The organism is Actinomadura physcomitrii (assembly GCF_008923205.2).
In the GTDB taxonomy this organism is placed as follows: Bacteria; Actinomycetota; Actinomycetes; order Streptosporangiales; family Streptosporangiaceae; genus Spirillospora; species Spirillospora physcomitrii.
Genome location: NZ_WBMS02000068.1, coordinates 1 through 18,587 on the forward strand (window position 1 = coordinate 1; position 18,587 = coordinate 18,587).

Annotated in this window: 11 protein-coding genes; 1 reads left to right on the top strand and 10 read right to left on the bottom strand. The window is 67.0% G+C overall.

The window, feature by feature from the left end; translation table 11 throughout:
* Positions 1-517: 517 nt before the first annotated feature.
* The 8 genes from F8568_RS44295 to F8568_RS44330 form a co-directional block, all read right to left on the bottom strand.
* The gene (locus tag F8568_RS44295; RefSeq protein WP_160573999.1) at positions 518-3,016 is read right to left on the bottom strand and encodes a S8 family peptidase; all 2,499 of its coding nucleotides are present in this window, start codon (positions 3,014-3,016) and stop codon (positions 518-520) included.
* Between the two features lie 142 nt (positions 3,017-3,158).
* Complete coding sequence (locus F8568_RS44300; RefSeq protein ID WP_151600152.1) at positions 3,159-4,145, bottom strand: AAA family ATPase; 987 nt, start codon at positions 4,143-4,145, stop codon at positions 3,159-3,161.
* A gap of 394 nt (positions 4,146-4,539) precedes the next feature.
* Entirely contained in the window at positions 4,540-7,119 is a 2,580-nt protein-coding gene (locus F8568_RS44305; RefSeq protein ID WP_151600153.1) for a pPIWI_RE module domain-containing protein, read from the bottom strand.
* Positions 7,119-10,385, bottom strand: a complete 3,267-nt coding sequence (locus F8568_RS44310) for a pPIWI_RE_Z domain-containing protein (RefSeq protein WP_151600154.1) — start codon at positions 10,383-10,385, stop codon at positions 7,119-7,121. Before F8568_RS44310 ends, F8568_RS44305 begins: the two co-directional genes overlap by 1 nt.
* Before the next feature lie 29 nt (positions 10,386-10,414).
* Positions 10,415-11,635, bottom strand: coding sequence for a restriction endonuclease-related protein (locus F8568_RS44315; RefSeq protein WP_151600155.1), 1,221 nt, complete (start codon positions 11,633-11,635; stop codon positions 10,415-10,417).
* Positions 11,636-12,423: 788 nt separating this feature from the next.
* Complete coding sequence (locus F8568_RS44320) at positions 12,424-13,896, bottom strand: tetratricopeptide repeat protein (protein WP_151600156.1); 1,473 nt, start codon at positions 13,894-13,896, stop codon at positions 12,424-12,426.
* A gap of 273 nt (positions 13,897-14,169) precedes the next feature.
* Positions 14,170-15,237, bottom strand: a complete 1,068-nt coding sequence (locus F8568_RS44325) for an integrase core domain-containing protein (RefSeq protein ID WP_151600157.1) — start codon at positions 15,235-15,237, stop codon at positions 14,170-14,172.
* Between the two features lie 165 nt (positions 15,238-15,402).
* Complete coding sequence (locus F8568_RS44330; protein WP_151600158.1) at positions 15,403-16,107, bottom strand: MBL fold metallo-hydrolase; 705 nt, start codon at positions 16,105-16,107, stop codon at positions 15,403-15,405.
* A gap of 167 nt (positions 16,108-16,274) precedes the next feature.
* On the opposite strand from F8568_RS44330, the gene istB reads away from it, so the two are divergent.
* Complete coding sequence (istB, locus tag F8568_RS44335) at positions 16,275-16,883, top strand: IS21-like element helper ATPase IstB (RefSeq protein ID WP_236010102.1); 609 nt, start codon at positions 16,275-16,277, stop codon at positions 16,881-16,883.
* Positions 16,884-17,606: 723 nt separating this feature from the next.
* On the opposite strand, the gene F8568_RS51380 is transcribed toward istB, so the two are convergent.
* Entirely contained in the window at positions 17,607-18,239 is a 633-nt protein-coding gene (locus F8568_RS51380; RefSeq protein WP_407924523.1) for a bifunctional DNA primase/polymerase, read from the bottom strand.
* Positions 18,124-18,570, bottom strand: coding sequence for a DUF6262 family protein (locus F8568_RS44340; protein ID WP_202126088.1), 447 nt, complete (start codon positions 18,568-18,570; stop codon positions 18,124-18,126). The genes F8568_RS51380 and F8568_RS44340 overlap by 116 nt, the downstream gene beginning before the upstream one ends.
* Positions 18,571-18,587: the final 17 nt, after the last annotated feature.

The window sequence follows — 18,587 nt, forward strand, 5'->3', positions numbered from 1 at the left end:
CTTCACGCGAAAAGTGCTTTCGGACTGGCGCGGACAGGACTCTCGACAAGCCCTATCCTCCCAGCTCGGGGGCACTTTTCTTGTCTAAACGGTCACTCTCGACCCGCCGCCCGATGAAAGCCCGAGGTTGGAGGCCCGGATCGAGCCGCCGAGCCAACATCGAGCCAACAGGGGAACGAAGCAGGGCATACCAGACAGGGGGCAAACCGGGGCGTTCTCGCGTTTGCCCTGGTCAGGGGTGGTGGGTCGCGTGGGACTCGAACCCACAACCTACGGATTAAAAGTCCGGAGCCCTCGTGTCAGAGCGGTTCTCTCAGTGACAATCTGTGTCGGCCTGTCCGCATGGAGCCCAATTTCCGTGCTGCCTCATGCCGTCGTGTGCCGATCCGTTTCGGAACCGCCGAGCCGACAACGAGCCGACACGGGGCGCCGGAAGCCTGCTCCTTCCTCGTCGACGGCCTGACCCTATGCCCGCCTTGTTGTCGAGGCTCTTCACACCACATGTTTGCATGAGCTCTTACCAGCCGAATTCCATCTGGACAGGGATGCCGTCGATGATCTCGGTCTGGGTGGCCGGGGTGACATCGACTGGCACGCCGAGTTGGGTGGCGATGGGAGTGTAGAGGTCGGTGGAGACTTCTGGGGTGCGCAGGGAGATGAGCAGAGCGTAACGGACGGCCTGGCCGATCCGGTCGCTGCGCTTGTTGGCCTTCCACCAGCCGCCTACTGGGTAGACCGCGAGCATGCCGCAGTCGGCGAGTTCGGCAGCCGACCCGCGCCAGATGTCGGCGTGCAGGGAGCCGAGGCTGCGGAAGCGAGGGCCGATCAGCCAGTGGCTGTGGGACTCGAACGCCTTTGGGTTGTCGATTCCGTCGCTTTCGTGTTCGGCTTGTTCGGTCAGCCGCCTCTGGAAGGCGTCGCTGGACTCGGTGGGGCCTTTGATGGCGAAGCGGAGGCCGTGGGAGGCGTAGCTGTAGCGGCCGAGCATGCCGCGACGGCCGGGGTTGGGTTCGATCATGTAGGCGAGCGTCACGCGCAGGTCCACGGTGGTCTCGGCCAGGTCGCGTAGCTGCTCCAGCGGCCACGGCAGCTCGTGCAGTTTGAGTTCGGCCAGCCGGATCTGTCCGCTCTTAGCCCGGTTGAAGGGGACGAGTGTGTCCTGGATGATCATCGTGACAGCGTTTGAGGCGCTGCTACGGATGCGTTCGGCGGTGGGTATCCCCCAGCCATAGCGGCGGATCACCTGTCGCATGACCTTGCCTTTGGTGAGTTTGGGGGTTCCGGTCTTCTTGAACAAGCCCTGCTCGATCATGGCTGGGGTCCACTGGGCTTCGTGGACGAGCAGGGCACGGATCGTTTCCGGCCGCAGCCCCGGGTATGTGCTCATCGCCGTGGCGGCCAGTGCCGCTGCTTGGGCGGTGGCGGCACTCGTGGCGTTCGTCCAGGTCAGCTGGCGAGCAGGGTCATGATGGGTGGTCGTGACGCTCAGCAGCTCGTGCTCATCCAAGACGCTGTCGTCCGGGGCAACGAGCATGTTGCCGCCTTCCAGGACAATATCGGGCTTCGTGATGGCCGCGTTGGTCAGCGCCACTGAGGTTCGGCTAAACGGGGACAGTGCCCCCGGGGCGGCCAGCGGCCGGTACCCAAGAAACGAGGGAGTGTCAGGGACGGTTTCTAGGTGCGTGCAGGCGCCGACAGTGAGTACGTTGTGTGCCTGGGCGGGTTCCTCAATGCGGGACAGGTCGGAGAGCAGCAGGGGATCTAGCGCGCCTTCCTCTGTGCGCATCTGGTGGGGGAGGGCACCGCGGATGTTCCCAGCGCTGACAATGATCAGCCGTGACGCCTCCGGGTCCGGTGCGCCGATCAGGTCAATGCGGTCGTCACGTACGGTCACATCCGTGCCCGCCGCCAGGGCGTCCAGGGTTGCCGACCATAGGGTCGCTGTGCCGTCGACACCGTTCTCGCCATCACCCGATCGCCGCGTAACGGCCATCGAGAAGACTCGGGCGGTCGGTGCGGGACCGCCGTTGCCGATCTCGGCGGTGGCTACCGCGTTCGCGGTGGTCTCGGCGCAAGTCCTCGGAGACGTTGCCGGGGCGTGGCCATCATCAAGGATCTTCACAGACTCCAGACCGTGGCCGAGGACCACGGGGCCCTGTGACTCCAGAGCAGCAGAGAAGTCCCTGAACAAGGCGAGGCCAGCCATCTGCGTACCGTGTCCATGCCGGTCGGCCGGTGTGCTGCCAGGCAGCACGGTGTAGGCACGCTCGTGCAGTGCCGGCTTGAGCAGGGCATGCTCCTGGGCTATTCCCGTGTCCAGGATGCACACCGTTGGGGCCTGTGGGCTGGCCGGCCTGATGCGCTGGGCGAGATCTTCGACGAGTTCCGCGCGGAAAGCGCGGTCGACGGCGTAGAGGCCCTCGGCGAAGGTCGGCCTGCGGATCTCGGCGGGGCAGGCGTTCGTGGTCAGCAGAAACCTCAGTTCATCGCCGGCCGTGGCAACGTGCGCGACAAGACGCTCACCCACATGGATTGCTCGGTCGCTGATCCGCCACTGTCGCTCGCCGGCCACGGCGCGCAAGGTGACCACGGGATCCGTCGGAGCGATCCGCGGATCGAACCACAGCTCCCACCATCGCTCCTCGTCTAGCGGCGGCAGGCCTTGCTGCTCCTGCCAGAGGTGCTCCAGCAGCGCCCGCTGGATCTGCTCCATGTTGGCCACCAGAGCGGCCTGCTTGGGCTTGCCACCGTCGGTGTCTTCTGTAAAGGCGTTGATCCGCTGTGTGAACGAGGGGACCTTATCGAACGGAATCCATACCACCGCATCCTGCTGAGCGTCGTCGGTCTGCGGATGGCTGCTCATGAGAGTCAGGCCCGCGCTGTCCAGACGCTCCAGCATCAGTGGGTGGTCACGTGCTGCCTCGATCCGCACGGCGAAACCGTCGGGCTGGAAAGCTTCGGGTGCCTCCTGGACGAGCCGCGCTGCCTCCTGCTCGGCCGTCTCCAGCCCATCCACCAGCGCAGCAGCATGCCGGGGCCGGTCTTCCCGCTGGGCCAGGTCTGTTCCGCCGCCGCCGGGGAGAGCAGGGCGCGGTGTCAGTGTGGCGGCCCGCCACGGCACCACCAAGTGTGGAGTGGCTCTGGCGGAGCCACTGGGCTCAGGCATGGTGGGACGCGTGCCGTTCGGCCAGCGCTTCCAGCAGCAGCTGCTCGTCTACCACGTCCCGGTTGGCGAGGATGGCTCGCTTTGCCGCTGCTTCCGCCGCTTTGACTAGCTCAGCATGACTCAGGCCAGATGCGCTGTCTGTCACGGCTTCCCACCGTACTGTGCTCGTGTCCATTCCGGCTAGCCGTCGCTGTATGACTTGCACGGCCTGTTCCGCAGTGGGCGGACCGTATGTGACGATCATGTCGAAACGACGGAATAGCGCCCGGTCCAGAAGCTGATGGTGGTTGGTGCCGGCTACGACCAGACTCTCGGAAGGAGCCTCGTCCAGGAACAGTAGAAACGAGTTCAAGATCCGGCGGGCTTCCCCGACGTCATTGCCCGCCGCGCGTTCGGCCCCGAGGGCATCGAACTCGTCGAACAGATAGACGGCTCGGGTCTGAGCCACCGCATCGAAGACCAGACGCAGCTTGGCTGCGGTCTCGCCCATGAACCGGCTGATCAAGCCATCCAGGCGGATGGTGAACAACGGCAGCTTCAGCTCTCCGGCCAGCGCCGCGGCGGTCATGCTCTTCCCGGTGCCCGGAGGGCCTGACAGCAGGATTCGGTGCACCGGAGTGAAGCCGAACCGCTCAAGCCGGGCGCGCTGGCGCTGCTCATGCAGTACCCGATCCAGGGAGGCGCGCAGTGCGGCGTTGAGAGTCATGTCGTCGAGCCGGGTGTCGGGATAATCTGCTGTCAGCAGGCTGGACAACTCGCCGCGGGGCTGGACCACCGGAGTAGCGGCGCGCCGTCCGCCGGCACGGCCCTGCTTCTGCTGCGCGGCCTCGACAAGGTCCCGTAGTTCCACGGCGAACCTGCCTTGCCCCTGGCGAGCGGATTTTGCCGCGACCTGCAGGGCGACGCTGTAGAAGAGGTCGTCGTCGGCTTCGGCGTGCGCACGCACCAGAGCCTTAAGGTGCTCGGCGTTCGCTGCCATCGCCTTTCACCCCCTCCGATGCCGGCTGCCCTGTGGTAGGACGGTTGCTGTTCTTGTACCCAGGAGCCGCCAAGAGCACCTGCGCATGCATGGTACGGCTCTCCGGCATCGGCTGCTTGCGGGTGGGAGGCGTGGCGGGCATCAGCTTCCGGTGCCCATGCGCCTCACCGCCCGGTGATCCAACCGTGGATGATGCGTTCCTGATCAGCGCGGACCTCACAGCCGCGGTACCCACAGATGGCGCGGCAGACTGAGGCCGACCCTGGGCGCGGCGGCCTCGTATCAGCGGGGCGCTGTGGTCGTCTGGGCTTCTGTGACGAGATTCAAGGCTTCCGCGCAGGAGTGAGCACCGTGTCTGCCCTGTGATGAATGGTTCAGGCCGCGCTTACCTTCGCTACCGCAGGTACTCGTCGGCTAGCGACGGGAGATGCAGCGGCAGGGGCAGGGTCGAGGCGATGTCGGTGTGAAGGGCGGCGCGGCGCAGTGCTTGGGTGTAGGCGGCCCAGGCGCGCCGGTCGTCGCCCGGCTGGACGAATGCTGTGACTATCTCGATCGGGTTGTTGTTGCTGCCCTGCTTTAGGGCGTTCGCGCTCTGGCCTGGGTCGAGTTTGGTGACCGTCAGCGGGGTTTGCATCTGGTCGGATCTGGGGTTGACGGCGTAGTAGACGTGATCGTTGAGAGGGTAGACCCCGCTGGTCCGGCCGTATGTCTCCTCCTTGGTGCCGAGTCCTCGTGGGACTTCCTCTTGGCTGTCGCGTTCGCGAATGCGGAAGACGCGCAGGCCGGGACATTTCGCTGGAGGGAGGTGTTCGACGGTGTCGTCTGAGGGGTTGAGGCCCGGGAGGACGAGTTTGTCGGGGGTGAGGTGCTGGTCTTGGAGCCAGTCCCACCCGCGGGTGCGGAAGCTGCTGGTGCGGATGAAGACGGCGCGGTCGTGGGTGGCGTGGTCGATGCCGAGTGCGGCAGTGAGGAAGTCGGCGATCCGGATTCGGAAGTTGCCGGTTTTCGATCTGGAGAGTCGCCCCCGGCCGGCGGCGAGCGCTAGGGGCAGGTCGGCGTAGGGCATCTGTTCGGTTCCGTCGTCGGTGGCGAGTTGGGCGGTCGCGGTGCCGTCGCCGGCGATGCGGACGACGATGGGGATGTCGGCGCCGTTGCGGGTTTCGAGCCAGATGCCGATCAGTTCGAAGTCGCCGGTGATGCCGGGAGGGGCAGGGAGCACGCCGACGCGCCCGAGCGAACGGAGCGCGTCCTGCACGGCTGCGCTGGCGCGGTGGATGTCACCCAATGTGAACTGCGTTCCGGGCAGGGTCTTCTTGGGCCGTTTGGCGTCGGGTTTCGGGACGTAGAGGTTGATCGGGTGGATACATTGCAGGCGCCGGTTCAGCGGTGGGAACGCCTGCTTGAGGGTGGAGTAGGGATCCTCCTTGTTGATCGCCTCGAAGTAGGCCGGCTTACGGATCTCCACGATGGCGGCGCGGCGGTCGTCGCTCCTGCCGATCATCTGGCCGATGTGCTGGATGCGGCGGGCGGCCTGGACCCCCTGCTTCTCACCTTTGACGGGCCGAGGAATGCCTGCGGCGATGTCGTGCTGCTCGCGTAGTTCCACCGTGAGCTCGCAGGGGCCGGTGTAGCTACGGCACTCGATGATCTCGCCGTCGCCGGCGGTGCGGGTCGTTGAGGCCGTTTCGGTGTATGCGAGATCCTGGGTCACCGCCGCGAGCAGGGCTTGCCGGGTGACCGGGGACTCCGTCCATAGCTCCAGGGTGTAGGAGGCATGGGCGTCCGCGACCGGGCGGAAGAGGCGAGTTGTGGCGGTCTTCGTCTTCTCCAGGTCGGCCACCGGCCGGATTCCCAGCGGCTCCAGGATCTCTCCCATGCTGGTGTGCAGGTCGTAGTGATCGACGGGCAGGAATCCGGTCTTGGCCGCGTGCAGCACTGATCTCGCTGCCTTGTCGTCGGTGTCTTCGTCGTCGGGGGCGCTGAGTTTGGTGCCGGTGGAGTAGAGGACGTACGCGGATACCGGCTGGTCGATGTGGGCGGCCGGGGCGATGACGACGTCGTTCGGGTCGGGGAAGGCATGGTGGGTGAGGTGTGCCAGGGCGTGGGCGAGTCCGGGATCCCAGGCCCATCGGTATATGCCGTCGACGCGGCGTCGCCCGATGCCGGCGCTGACGAGAGTGGGCTGTTCGGCCGCGCGGAGGTAACCGGAGTCGGCGAGGAGCCAGAGTGTCAGGCTCGGCCCTCTGCCGCCTCTGCTGGGCACGTACCGGACGGGCTGGAGGGGGAAGCGGACGGTGCTGAGTTCGGCGTGGATGCGGGCTCGGCCGTGGGTCGGCACGGTCTCCACATGGAAGTCGATCTTTGGGGCCCACAGTCCGGGCCCGAGTTTGGGGTCGTCGATGCGTTCGGGCGGCCACCAGATGGCGGATCGGTGTCCGGACTTGTCGACCGGGCCGAGGATGAAAGGCCGGTGTTCACCGCGGATCTGCATCCCCGTGGCCGCGACAACGTCGGCGAGATGTCCTGGCAGCATCCGGAATACGGCAGGGTCGGGATTGGCGGTCCCGTTGGGGTGGGTCTGGGCGGCCAGGAGATCTAGTTCGGTCTGCGTCCAGTCGAGGTCCTCGTCGTCGAGCAGGTCGAACCAGTCCAGGTCTGGCCGATCGGGAGTGACGCGGGTCGAGGCCCAGACCGCGACGGCGGTGCGGAGGATCTGCCGGTCGGTGCGGGCATGGCTGATCAGCCAATGCTCATCGTCGAGTCTGCCGGCCACATGGATGATGTTGGGGTCGAGGGTGTCGAGGAGTTCGACGAGGGCCCAAGTGGGCAGCCTGCGGTCGTCCCAGGTGGGGGCCTGGCTGCGGATCCGCCGCAGCCACGACGCCGGGAACCTCGCGGTCATGCCCGTAACCGGGAGCGATGCTCCGGGAGCGATCTCGTAGGCCAGGAGTCGGAGGTGGTCGTAGCGCGGCATCAGTGCCCCATGTCTCGATTGCGGAACAGGTCGCCGAGTAGGCCCCAGGTGGCTTCGGCGATAGCGTGGTCGCGGATCCTCTCCGGGGACGCAGTGTCGGTGGGCTCGGCCAGCAGCCGCCTCAGGTGATGGTCGGCCGCGACGATCAGGCTGGTGCGCGGGGTGTCCGGTGCCTGCTCGTTCGGGTTGGCGTGCCGTGGAGCGAAGGCCGCGTCGGTCAGGATCACGTGGGTGGGCTGGTGGCCACGGATGCTGCGGCCGATGGTCTGGCCCATCGGGACCAGGGCGTTGGCGACGAACGCGGGGCGCTCGGTCCGGTCGTCCAGCCGTCGGAAGAACACCGGGCGGCTCATCAGGTTGTACCAGTCGGCTCGTGCCTTGTTGCCCAACTCCTTCGCGGCCTCGGCGACCGAGGACAACGGCACGGAGGATCCGGCGGGGTTCAAGAGATGGGTCATGGCGCGCTGATTGATGAGGGAGAGCGGAAATTTGGGGTCGGTGGGCGGCGGGTGGATGCGCGCCAGGTAGAAGACCGCTCCGAGCGCGGCGGTGCGGTTGGCGTTGAGGATGTTGTAACCGCGCTGGATCGCCATCTCTGCAGCGACGAGGATGTCGTCTCCGGATTCGGGGAACTTTGTGATCATGCGGCGGTGGAGGCCGTACTGGCCCGGGTCGTTGGCGTCCGGGGTGACATTGCGGGCGCTGTAGGGGGTGCGCAGGTTGATGTGTTCGGCCACCAGCTTTGCTTCAGCGCCGCTGAGCACGACGAACAAGACCTGCTTGCGGTCCTCGGCGAGGTCGGCGCGGACCTGTTCCAGCAGGCTGACCACTGCGCCGGGACGGGGCAAGCAGATCCCGCTGACGAGTTGCCGGAGGGCATCGTTGCGTTCAGCGCCCTGCCGGCCGGACACCGCGATTGCCTTCTTGCCATCCGGGCTGAGGCTCTTGCGGAACCACAGCTTGCTTCGAGCCAGCGCCTCCCGGTCCTCCACGGGTTCGCGAAGGACCGCCGAGGGCGCGATCGGGACGTGGTAGAACGACGACCCCGGCGCCCAACTTGTGGCCGAGGTGAGAACGACGTGCGGCCCCTGGATGCCTTCGGGTTCCAAGAGGTCATGCATGTGGTGCAGGAGCCACCGGCCGACGCCGCGGATCCACATCACCCGCAGCGCGCCGGTGTCACCCAGCCGGTTGGGCAGCCATTGCAGCGCGAGCAGGTTGCCCATAGGTGCTTCGGGGATCAACGGTTGGTAGTCGCGGGGAGGCTGCTGCCGCCAGAAGGTGTCCTCATCGTCCAGCGGCAGAGATTCGGCGACCGCTGGGTAGAGCGTGGACATCTCGAAGAACGACGTGGTGATCCGGCTCGCCCAGAAACCTGCCTGCAACAGCATTGCGAGCATCGCGTTGTTCGCCCGCACATGATCGCGCTGCCTCTGCGGGGCATGTTCCATCAGCCAGTCGCTGATCAGCTCGTCGATGGCGTCCTCGTCAGGGATATCGGCTTGCAGCGCAGTGACCATCGGAGCGATCTCATCAGGGACCGCGGGCAGGACGCCTTCGGTGAGGATCTCCAGGTGCTGGCGGAAGAAGTCGTCGGCGGCGTCCTCGAGCGCGGCGTTGTCGTCCATGCGCTTCAACGGCAGCCCGTGCATGATCCGTGCAACCTGCAGAAGGAGCGAGAAGCCGGTGAACGGCGCTTTGCCGATCACCTCGTACAGGCCCTCGTCATTTAGGACGAGTTCGTAGAGCTTGTCGATGGCGTGCTGGTGGATTCGGTCGTAATCGTTGAAGTGCCTCACCTTGCGGTCACGGAGCTGGCGTCGGCCGACCCGGTCGAAGCCGCCCACTTTGCCGATCGTGGTTCGGTCGGTCCATCCTTCACCGGGGGCGACGAGGGTTTCGTATTGCACGAACCGGTCGTCGAGGTCCTGCTGGACGTTGTCGGCCTCGTCGATGATGATCAGGTCGCTGTGGTGCTGGCAGGCTTCCAGCCACCGCATCTTCGCCTCCGTCGGCTCGGCCCGGCTGGCGACCAGACCGGGTGCCGTGGTCACCCACACTTGGGCTCGGGCTATCCGCCGCTCGGTCTCCTGGTGCGGGCAGACTGCCAGTAGCGGGCAGTCATGGAGCTTGCCCTCCCCATCGGCCGACCGCAGTGCACCCCGGCAGGGAAAGCTGTCGGGGCTGAGAGGCGCCCACCCGGGATGGTTCGCCTCGCGCAGCGGGTCGAGCAGGCAGACGGTGTTGACGAAATCGGCCGCCGGGTCCTGGTCCGCGGGGAAGACACTGGCCGACGTCGCCAGGGTCGAGCGCCAGTAACGGGCCGCGTGCTCGGTCCGGCTGTTCTTGCCGACCAGCGGCACGGCGTCGATCCCGACACTTCGCAGGAACGACACCTTGGCGTAGACATCGGTGACCGACCCGACCACCAGCGTGACGTGGAAGCCCTTCTCAACCCGATCCCCGGTGATCAGATCGGCCAGCGTGGACTTGCCGCTGTTCATCAACCCGACCATGTGCTCGACCCCGTTGATGCCGAAGGACGCGGGCATCTCGACGAGCTTGCCGGTGTCCTCGTCGACCGCACAAAAGACGATCTTCCTCAGCCGGTCGACCCAGTTCCGGTTCGCTACCTCAGGCTGGTCGGCGAGCGCCATGTCGAAGCGTTCGGCGACCTTCACCAGGTCGTCCTCGAAGCTGATGCGCCAGGCTTCACGCTCCCGCTGCCGTCGGGGTGTCAGCGCGAGCGGGGGCGGGAGGACCTCGACGTCCTCGGGGATACGGATGCGCTCCTCGACTTTGTCGCGACGAAGGAACGTGTAGACCTCACCAGGTTTGGCCTGCGGGCGGGGCGGCTCGAGCGTATAGGGCACCGGATCGGTCAGTGCCGCCTCATAGCGGCCGAACCGCTCCGGGCACACCGAGGATCGGCGCGGGACGAAGCAGGTCTGATCGTTGATCTTCTTGGTCGGGTCGTCGGTCCGCTCGAAACCGCGGACCTCGACAGGAAGCCGACGGTAGAGGTCGAGGGACAGCCGCCAGTATCCACGCCGGCCCATGTCACCCATCCGGTGCCTGACCCTGCGCACCACCGGCTGAAGTTCGGGCTCCACGACCACATACCCGGACAGGATCGGCCACAATGCCCCGATCGGCTCGCCTTCGAAATGGCGGTGCAGAAAGTGCAAGCCGAGTTCGAGCGCCGCCAGGTCACGGGCCGTCAGACGCCCGTCCGGTAGGACACCGCCGGCCTGCAACTCGGTCACCAGCTCGCGGCACCATGACGAATGGTCCCTCACCGCTCTGCCACCTCCCTTGCCATGGCGATAACGCGCGCGACGAAAGCGTCCTCGCTGACCACCGAGACGCCTGACATCCGCCCCTGCAACTCCGTGGTCAGATCAGCCACATAGCCCGGCTGATCGGCACGATGTTTGGGCAACACCAGGAACCGCCGGTCGCATGGCGGATCGGATCGCCAGGTGAACCCGAGCCCCAGCAGTCCCGGACTGGACTGATCCTTGGCGTCGGCGCCCCACACCTCGACCACCCCAGATCTGGACAGGAACGACACGCGGATGTCGTAGGCGTCCAACCCCGGCCATGGCTCCACGTTGATGGTGCCCTCCGCCTGCACGTCAGCGAGCCGGTCCAAAACCCTGGCCTCCACCAATCCAGGATCGTGAAAGAACCTCCGCGTCGCACGGTGCTGGACGTAGTAGCCACCCACCGCTTCGATGTTGAAACTGGTCGGGCTCCCCGAGCAGCCCGCGGTGCCGCAGTCACCGACGCCCCGCTGTGTCGGATTGTTGCATCCGTCGCAAACGCCGATGGTGACCGGTCCCTGAGCCGCCCGGCGCGTATAGGCCGCCTGGATGAAACGCTGAACAATCGGCTGGCCGTTGCTCCCTCGCTTGGGAAACTGGCTGATCAGGCGCCGTGCCTGTGCTTCAGTCAGGACCGGCTTGTCGATGAGGAGCCGACGAAGCTGGCAATAGCGCGCTTGGAGGTCCTCCTCATCCTCGGCGTTCATCTCCGCCACGAGCATCAGCTCACGGAACACCTGGTTCTCCACGAGTTCGGCCTCAACGTCCCGCACCGACAGCCGCGCCGCCTGCTCGGCCAGCGGCGTCAGCTCGTCGTCATCCAGCAGGCTCTGCTCCAGATCGGCCACAGACAGACGAAGCCTGATCGGCCACTCGCTGAACGGCGTCCGACACAGCTCGAACAACGCCAGATCGTTTCGCGGCGGAATCTGCCCGGCGGTGTGGAACCGCCACCACAACCGTGTCATCCCCGATCGCCACGGCACCGGAAGTAACCCCTGCTCCGCCGACGTCCGGGTCAGGTACTCGCCGGCATCCATACGCCGCCGATCGTCCCTGATCCGCGCGAGCCCCGCCGCCAGCAACATCACGGTGAGGTAATCGCCATCCTCTTGCCGGAACGATGATCCTTCGGCCCAGCCGACGTCCCTGGCCGGCTCGGCCCCATCCTCATTCTCGGAGATGGTCACTCTGACACCCACCTCATCACGAGTCCATGCGCGACGTCGCCTGGAGCGGGCGACGTCAATGTCGCCAAGCGCGAGCGCTCAGCAAAGTCGTCCATGCTTCTGTGTGATCTTGAGGAGGTCGCCACGGCAGGCCGACGACTCGATCTCTCGTGCTCGACCTCCATCCGGCGCGCCGACGCTGCTGTCAGGCCGAGCCGGCTGAGCGCAACCAACGTACGCCGCCCCACCGACAAAGCGCCGGACAGAGACGAACCCGAGGCACCCAGCGCCCGGCATTCACCGTTCTGGGCCACCTACCCCATCGGAGACTCCGCTCTGACGGTCCACACTCAGCAGGCGCAATCGGTTGAAAATAGGTACCGCGGAACGCATTCGCCCATCTCGGACACGCGGGGATGGTCCCGGGACGGTGGAGACGGAGCGGCAGGTGGCTCCCTGCTCCCCGCGCACGCGGGGTGGCCGGCCCCGGCATGAAGTCCGCTGGCATACCTCTTCTGAGCAACCGGTTTGGACACGATGTCATCCCCGCCATGGGAGATCACCCGCCGGTCGCAAGCACACCCACTGCGGCAAGGATGAGCTCGGCTGGCATCGCGTGTATGGCCTTGGGGGAAGGCCGTGCCGCCGGGCTGCGGCTCTCGACGCTGGTGACGCCGTATCGGATGGTCAGATGCCCGGGATTGACCCCTTTCCAAATCGGAGGTGTGCCGTCATGAGGCGACCTCATTGATCGTCTGTAACCTTATCGCAATGGATTCCGCTTCGGGGACGCCGAGTTCCTCGAAAATCTACAGGGCTTGGCGCCAGTGGATGCGCGCGGCCTGCTCTCCTTGAAGGTGCAGGACCGTTGCGGCGATGCCCTCGTGCGCCTTGGCCTGCTGGTACGGAACGCTGATGTCGAGGGCCTTGTGGTAATGGTCGAGGGCCAACGGGTAACGGCCGCAGGCCTGATGGGCATCCGCCATCCCGCGCAGGGCCTGTAGCTGCTGGTACGGATCGCCGACGTCCCGGGCGGCGCCCTCGGCCTGTTGGTGGTGGACGAGTGCTTCGCTGGGGCGCCCCATCAGCAGGTAGACGGCCCCGATGCTGTTGAGCGCGTCGGCGGTGTTCCGCCGGTCGCCGATCTCGCGGAACACTGTGATCGCCTCGCGGTAGCAGCGCAACGCACTCGGGTAATCCACCTTGTAGTGGTGGACGCCTCCGATGTTGTTCTTGAGGATCGCTTCGTTCTGTACCCCGCCGATCTGTTTGAAGATCGCGCTCGACTCCTCGTAATAGCGGACGGCGTCACGGTGGAAGCCGCGTTGCCGCTGGACGTTTCCGAGATTGTTGAGGACCATCGCCTCGCGACGCCGATCCCCTGACCTGCGGCACATGTCCAGGGAGAAGTTCAGGTGCTGTAAGGCGTCCCCGTAGCGGCCGAGATGCCACAGTGCGATGGCGGCGTATCCGAGTGAGTCCGCCTCGCCGTGTGGATCGCCGGCCTTTCGGTGGAGGTCCTGCGCCTCCTGGTGGTGGGCCAGAGCCTCGCGGTAGCGGGCGGTGGTCCACAGAACGATGCCGATGCGGTCCAGAGTCTTGGCCTCGGCCCGCCGATCGCCCGAGGAGCGGAAAATGGATAACGCCTCGGTGGCGTGCTCCAGTGCGGCGGCATGGTGACCGATTCGGAACCGCGTGAAGCTCAACTCGAAGAGCGCCTGGGCGAGCGTTGCCGGGCTCAAGGTCTCACGGGCCGCTCGCACGGCCGTCTCCTGAGCCCTGCCCGCGTCCTCACGGCGTCCCTGGGTTTCGAGGAATTGGGAGAGAGCATGCACCAGCAGCGCGCCGTTCTCCTTCATCTCGTGCTCGATGGCATGGTCGGCCAGCATCAGGCAGTTGCGCCATTCCCGTTGGAACCACGTGGAAGCGTCGGCGGGGCCTGCCCAGAGCCACCCGTTCCAGCGCTTCCGATCGTGGTCGGGCGGGGTCCGCGTGCTGCCGAGGGCATCTGAGAGACCGCGCCTGTGCCGGTGTGGATAGAGCAAGTGGTCGGCCTGGTCGGCCCATCGCAGGTAGTGGCGCACCAGCCGAGAGAGCACCTGTCTGAGTTCGTCACGGGAATCCTCCTCGAACGCCCGGGCACGGGCGAATCCCCGCACGATGTCGTGCATGCGCACATTCTCCGGTCCCTGCACATGGAGAAGATGATGATCGACGAGCACCTCGAACTCCGCCGACACCTCCGCGGCCGGCCGGGCGACGAGGGCCGTCGCGGCGTCCACGGTGATGTCCGGGCAGGGGCTCCAGCCCAACTGCCGAAAGAGGCGTCGTTGCTCGTCGGTGAGGGCTCGGTAGGAACGGTCGAAGGCCGCCCTCGCCAGCGATTCGTCCAGGTCGCCACCGTCGTCCGGACCGTTCCCGGGCCCCCGGTACGGCTGGTGGGGTTCCCCCGGCCGCTCGCCAGCACGGCCTTCGATTGCTTTCGCGTGTGGGGATTCAATATCCGGATTCTGGCTTTGGCCTGGGGCCCGGTGTCGCTTCAGACGTGGTGATCGCTATGCGGCGTTGCGGTATTCGTTGATCACACCGCCGAGGAGGCGTGTCCGGCGGATGGCGGTGTTGCTGCTGATGGGAGTCGGTTCGGGCGGAGGAGTAGGTGGTTGTTGTCCCAGGGAGCGATGCGGACGGTGACCGTTGAAATGATCGGCGTAGATCATGAGTACGGCTTCCAGATGGCGTCGGGAGAAGATCAGTAACCGGTCGGTGCACTCGCGGCGGACGCTACCGACCCACCGCTCGGCGAAGGCGTTTGCTCGTGGGCTTTGAGGTGGTGTCCGCAGTACGGTGATCCCGGCCGCTGCGAACACGGCGTCGAAGGAGTCGGTGAACTTGGTGTCCCGGTCGCGGACGAGGAAGCGGAAACGCTGAGCGCTCTCGTCAAGGTCCATCAGCAGATTCCGGGCCTGCTGTGTCACCCAGGCGCCCGTCGGGTTGCGGGTGGAGCCCAGCACGTGGACCCTGCGGGTGGCGATCTCCACCACGAAGAACACGTAGATCCGCTGGAGGAAGACGGTATCGACGGTGAAGAAATCGCAGGCCAGAACACCGGAGGCCTGGGCACGCAGAAACATGGTCCAGGACGCGTCGGTCCGTCGCGGTGCCGGATCGACACCGGCGCGGCGCATGACCCGCCACACCGTGGCCGCCGACACCTGGTAACCGAGCCCGATCAACTCACCGTGGATGCGGCGGTGGCCCCATCCCGGGTTCTCGCCCGCCAGTTGCAGCGCCAGCCGGCGGATTTCCCGCTGGACCGGTGGCCGGCCGGGCGCCTTACGCGGATAGGTCCACTTCCTGGCGACCAGTTCCCGATGCCACCGCAGCAACGTCGCGGGCGTCACCATGAACGTGTTCCAGCGTGCCCGGGGTAGCAGCCGCGACAACGCGGCCAGCAGGACCCGATCGGCCGGCTGGAGAGCAGGACGGTTCACCTGCCGCCGCAACACCGCAAGCTGGTGACGTAACACCAGGATCTCGACGTCCTTGGCCGCCTCCCCGCGGAGCCGAAGCAGCATCACGCCCAGCGAGTTGCGCGTCAGGTCGTACAACAGCGACCACACCATAGCGACCCAGCCTGCCCGACCACAGCATGATCCCGCCCGGGAACCAGCAGGTCAGGCCCCGAACCGGGATAATGAAGCCCCACAGGTTCACGGGTCGGTTCGAGGCAGATTCTCGCAAGCCGCCCCCGCCGCGCACCCGATCGCCCGTTTGTTTGCCCGCACCGGCTACCCGGCGGCGGCGCGCAGGGCCTCGCCCGCGTCCCCGGCGAGGGGTTCGCCGTGGCCGAAGCAGGCGACGTCGGCGTCCAGCCGGGACAGGCGGGCGAACGTCTCGGCGGCTAGCGGCGGGTCGCAGTTGAAGACGCCGAGGATCACCCGGCCGTCCTCACCGCGGGCGATGGTGTCGCCGGTGAACAGGACGCGCTCGTCCGGCATGTGGAGGGCGACGCTGCCGGGGGTGTGGCCGGGCGCGCCGACGGCGACGGCCTGCGTGCCGCCGCCGAGGTCGACGACATCACCGTCGTCGAGTTCCCGGTCGACGCGCACGGGGGCGGGCCGCTCGACGCCGCCGAGGCCAGCCTGCACGCGCTCCCAGATGGGCAGCTCCCAGTCGAGGAGCCGCGGCGGCGGCCCCTTGCGCTCGCCGCGGATGAACGGGGCGTCCGCGCGGTGCGCGAGGACCTCCACCTCACCCCAGCCGGCGACGTCAGCGGCGGCCCCGACATGGTCCTCATGGAAGTGGGTGAGGAACAGGCGCCGCACCTCCTTAGGGTCGCGGCCGATGGAGCGGACGGCCGCGGCGATGTCCGGCCCGCTGCCGGGGATGCCGCTGTCGATGAGGGTGATCCCTTCGGGTGCGTCCCAGATGTAGCACTGCCCGAACGCCAGACGAACCTGGTGGAGCCGCGGGTGCAGCCGAATAACGTCCATACCGCCGAACCTAGGCGCGCCCCCACCGCACGCCCAGCCGCCTCCGCCCAGAGCAGATCAGCCCACGGCGTAATCCACGCGGCAGCACCGGGTCGGCTCCGGCCGCGCTCCGCGTTGACTTGGGGGTCGACCAGCATCGGAACTGTGATTCTTGATCTACGGTCCGGTTGGGCACCTGGCGCCGCTCCGAACGCCGGATCAAGGCCGCGCAGTTCCCCCGGGCAGAAGACGTTGCGCGAGTTCGACTTCGCGGCCAGCCCCAACATCGACCCCGCCACCGTCCATACCTGGCCTCCTGCGAGTGGGTGAGGAAGGGCGAGCCGCTCTGCCTCATCGGCGATTCGGGCACCGGCAAGTCCCACCTGCTCATCGCGCTGGGCACCGAAGCCGCCATGGCCGGCTATCGGGTGAAATACACCCTGGCCACCAAGCTGGTCAACGAACTGGTCGAGGCCGCCGACGACAAGCAGCTCAACAAGACCATCGCCAGATACGGCCGCGTCGACCTGCTCTGCATCGACGAACTGGGATACATGGAACTCGACCGCCGCGGCGCCGAGCTGCTGTTGCAGGTTCTGACCGAGAGGGAAGAGAAGAACAGTCTGGCCATCGCCTCCAACGAAGCCTTCAGCGGCTGGGCCAAAACCTTCACCGACCCACGCCTATGCGCCGCCATCGTCGACCGGCTCACCTTCGGCGGCAACATCATCGAGACCGGCACCGACTCCTACCGGCTCGCCCAGACCCACGCCCGAGCCGAACACACTACCGGCTGATCCACTCCAGCCAACGACACTCACACCAAGGGCGGGACCGCACCGCGGCCCGCCCTTCACCCATCCATCTGCACGGCACCGTCGCTGAATCTCATCGACATCACCGCCCCCGCGCCCCCGCAACCGTCGCTCAAACCGACGCACAAACGTTCCTGCTTCTCGCGGTCGCAACTAGGACGATAATGGCCGAGACCTCCGGGAGTACCTGTGTTTGCCCGTGTTTGGTTCGGGCATCGACGAACTCAACGACCCGGGTTCTCGCGCCGAGCGTTGCCCGTTCACCGCGCGGGGACGCCGGGCCGTAACGACCTCGGTCCCGGGGCCCGCGGGCGTGCGGGCCCCGGGGACCGTTCTTGTCTCCAGCCCCGCCGACAGTTCGTCTCGGCGAACTCGGCGCGGCCGCCGCGACGGTTCAGTGTTCGATGATCGGGCGGGTTTGCGCGGCGGGTAGCGCGGCCAGGTTGCCGACGCTGTCGGCGGTTCGGCGCGGACGTGCGCGACGTCGTCCAGGACGTACACCTCGATGTAGCGGCGGGATCCGCCGTTGCGGCGGTTGGGGTAGGCGGGCGAGGGGTCGCCGACCTGGACGCGGTCGGCGGTGGCGGCGGGGGAGCTGTTCGGCGAGCAACTCGGCCACCAGGCGTACGTCGTCATCGTCGCCCGACAGCCGCACCTTCACCGGCCGCACCGGCGGCTGGCTCGGCGGCCGGGGATGGGGCCGGGTCATCGGTTCGCCATCCCGTGGTCGGCGAGGGCGGAGAGGCACGCGCGGTGCCGGGTCGTGGGGTGCTGCGATCGGGGGAGCGGGTGGCAGCCGATGCGGCACACGTCGCACTGCAGGTCCTCGGCGGTCGCGGGACGGCTGCAGGCCGCGCCCTGCGTGCCGTCCGGAGCGCGGCGCTCGCACCGGCAGTGCACGGCCCGGCGGCCCGCCGCCGGGCCGTCTCGGCGAGGGGCCGGTGGCGGGGCAGGCGAGCAGGGCGGTGATCCGGCCGGGCAGAACCGCCAGGGTACCGTCACGGACGATCTCGTAGGCGCGGCCGTCGACCACGCTCCGGGGCCGACGACGTAGCCGGCGCGGCCGCCAGCGCCGGGCCCGCGGGTGTCGATCCCGGCACCGAGCGGTGTGGCGCCGCCGGACGTCGATCCGATCACCACGTCCTGCGGCGCCCGGTAGTACAGGTGGCGGCCGCCGGACGTTATCGCCGGTTTGATCTTGATTGAAGTGTGTCTTTGCTGGTCAAGATGTTCCTTCGATGGATGCGACGTTGTCAGCAGGGGTCGGTCGTCTGGGGCGACTGTCGGGTGCCTCGGTGCGGCGGTCGAGTTCGCGGTGGAGGTCGAGGTTCTCGCCATGAGCCCGCTCCAGTGCGTCTCGTAGAGCCTGGACTTCCTGGCGGTGTTGCTTCTTGAGCTGAGCAATCTGGCTGGTCAGTGCGAGCACGAGGGTGCTCTGTTCATCGGCCGGAGGTGCTGGTGCGGGAATCGGACGGGTTTGAGTTCGGAGGCGTTCGATCCGTCCGCGGAGGTCGGGGCGGCCATAGAGGAAGGTGTGGGAGACACCGGCTTCGCGCTGGATGGCCTGGAAGGTGATCGGCTCGCCGTGCTTGGTAAGCGTGCGGATCGCCTGTTCTGCGGACTTCGTCTTAGCTTGCGACTTGGCTTTGGCGGCGGCTGCTGAGGTCACGGCAATTCGAGGTGGAA

Excerpts from the sequence above, each read along its gene's own strand:
- F8568_RS44305 (WP_151600153.1), bottom strand. The coding sequence starts at position 7,119 with ATGCCGCGCTACGACCACCTCCGACTCCTGGCCTACGAGATCGCTCCC.
- F8568_RS44325 (WP_151600157.1), bottom strand. The coding sequence starts at position 15,237 with ATGGTGTGGTCGCTGTTGTACGACCTGACGCGCAACTCGCTGGGCGTG.
- F8568_RS44300 (WP_151600152.1), bottom strand. The coding sequence starts at position 4,145 with ATGGCAGCGAACGCCGAGCACCTTAAGGCTCTGGTGCGTGCGCACGCC.
- F8568_RS51380 (WP_407924523.1), bottom strand. The coding sequence starts at position 18,239 with ATGGCGAGAACCTCGACCTCCACCGCGAACTCGACCGCCGCACCGAGG.
- F8568_RS44330 (WP_151600158.1), bottom strand. The coding sequence starts at position 16,107 with ATGGACGTTATTCGGCTGCACCCGCGGCTCCACCAGGTTCGTCTGGCG.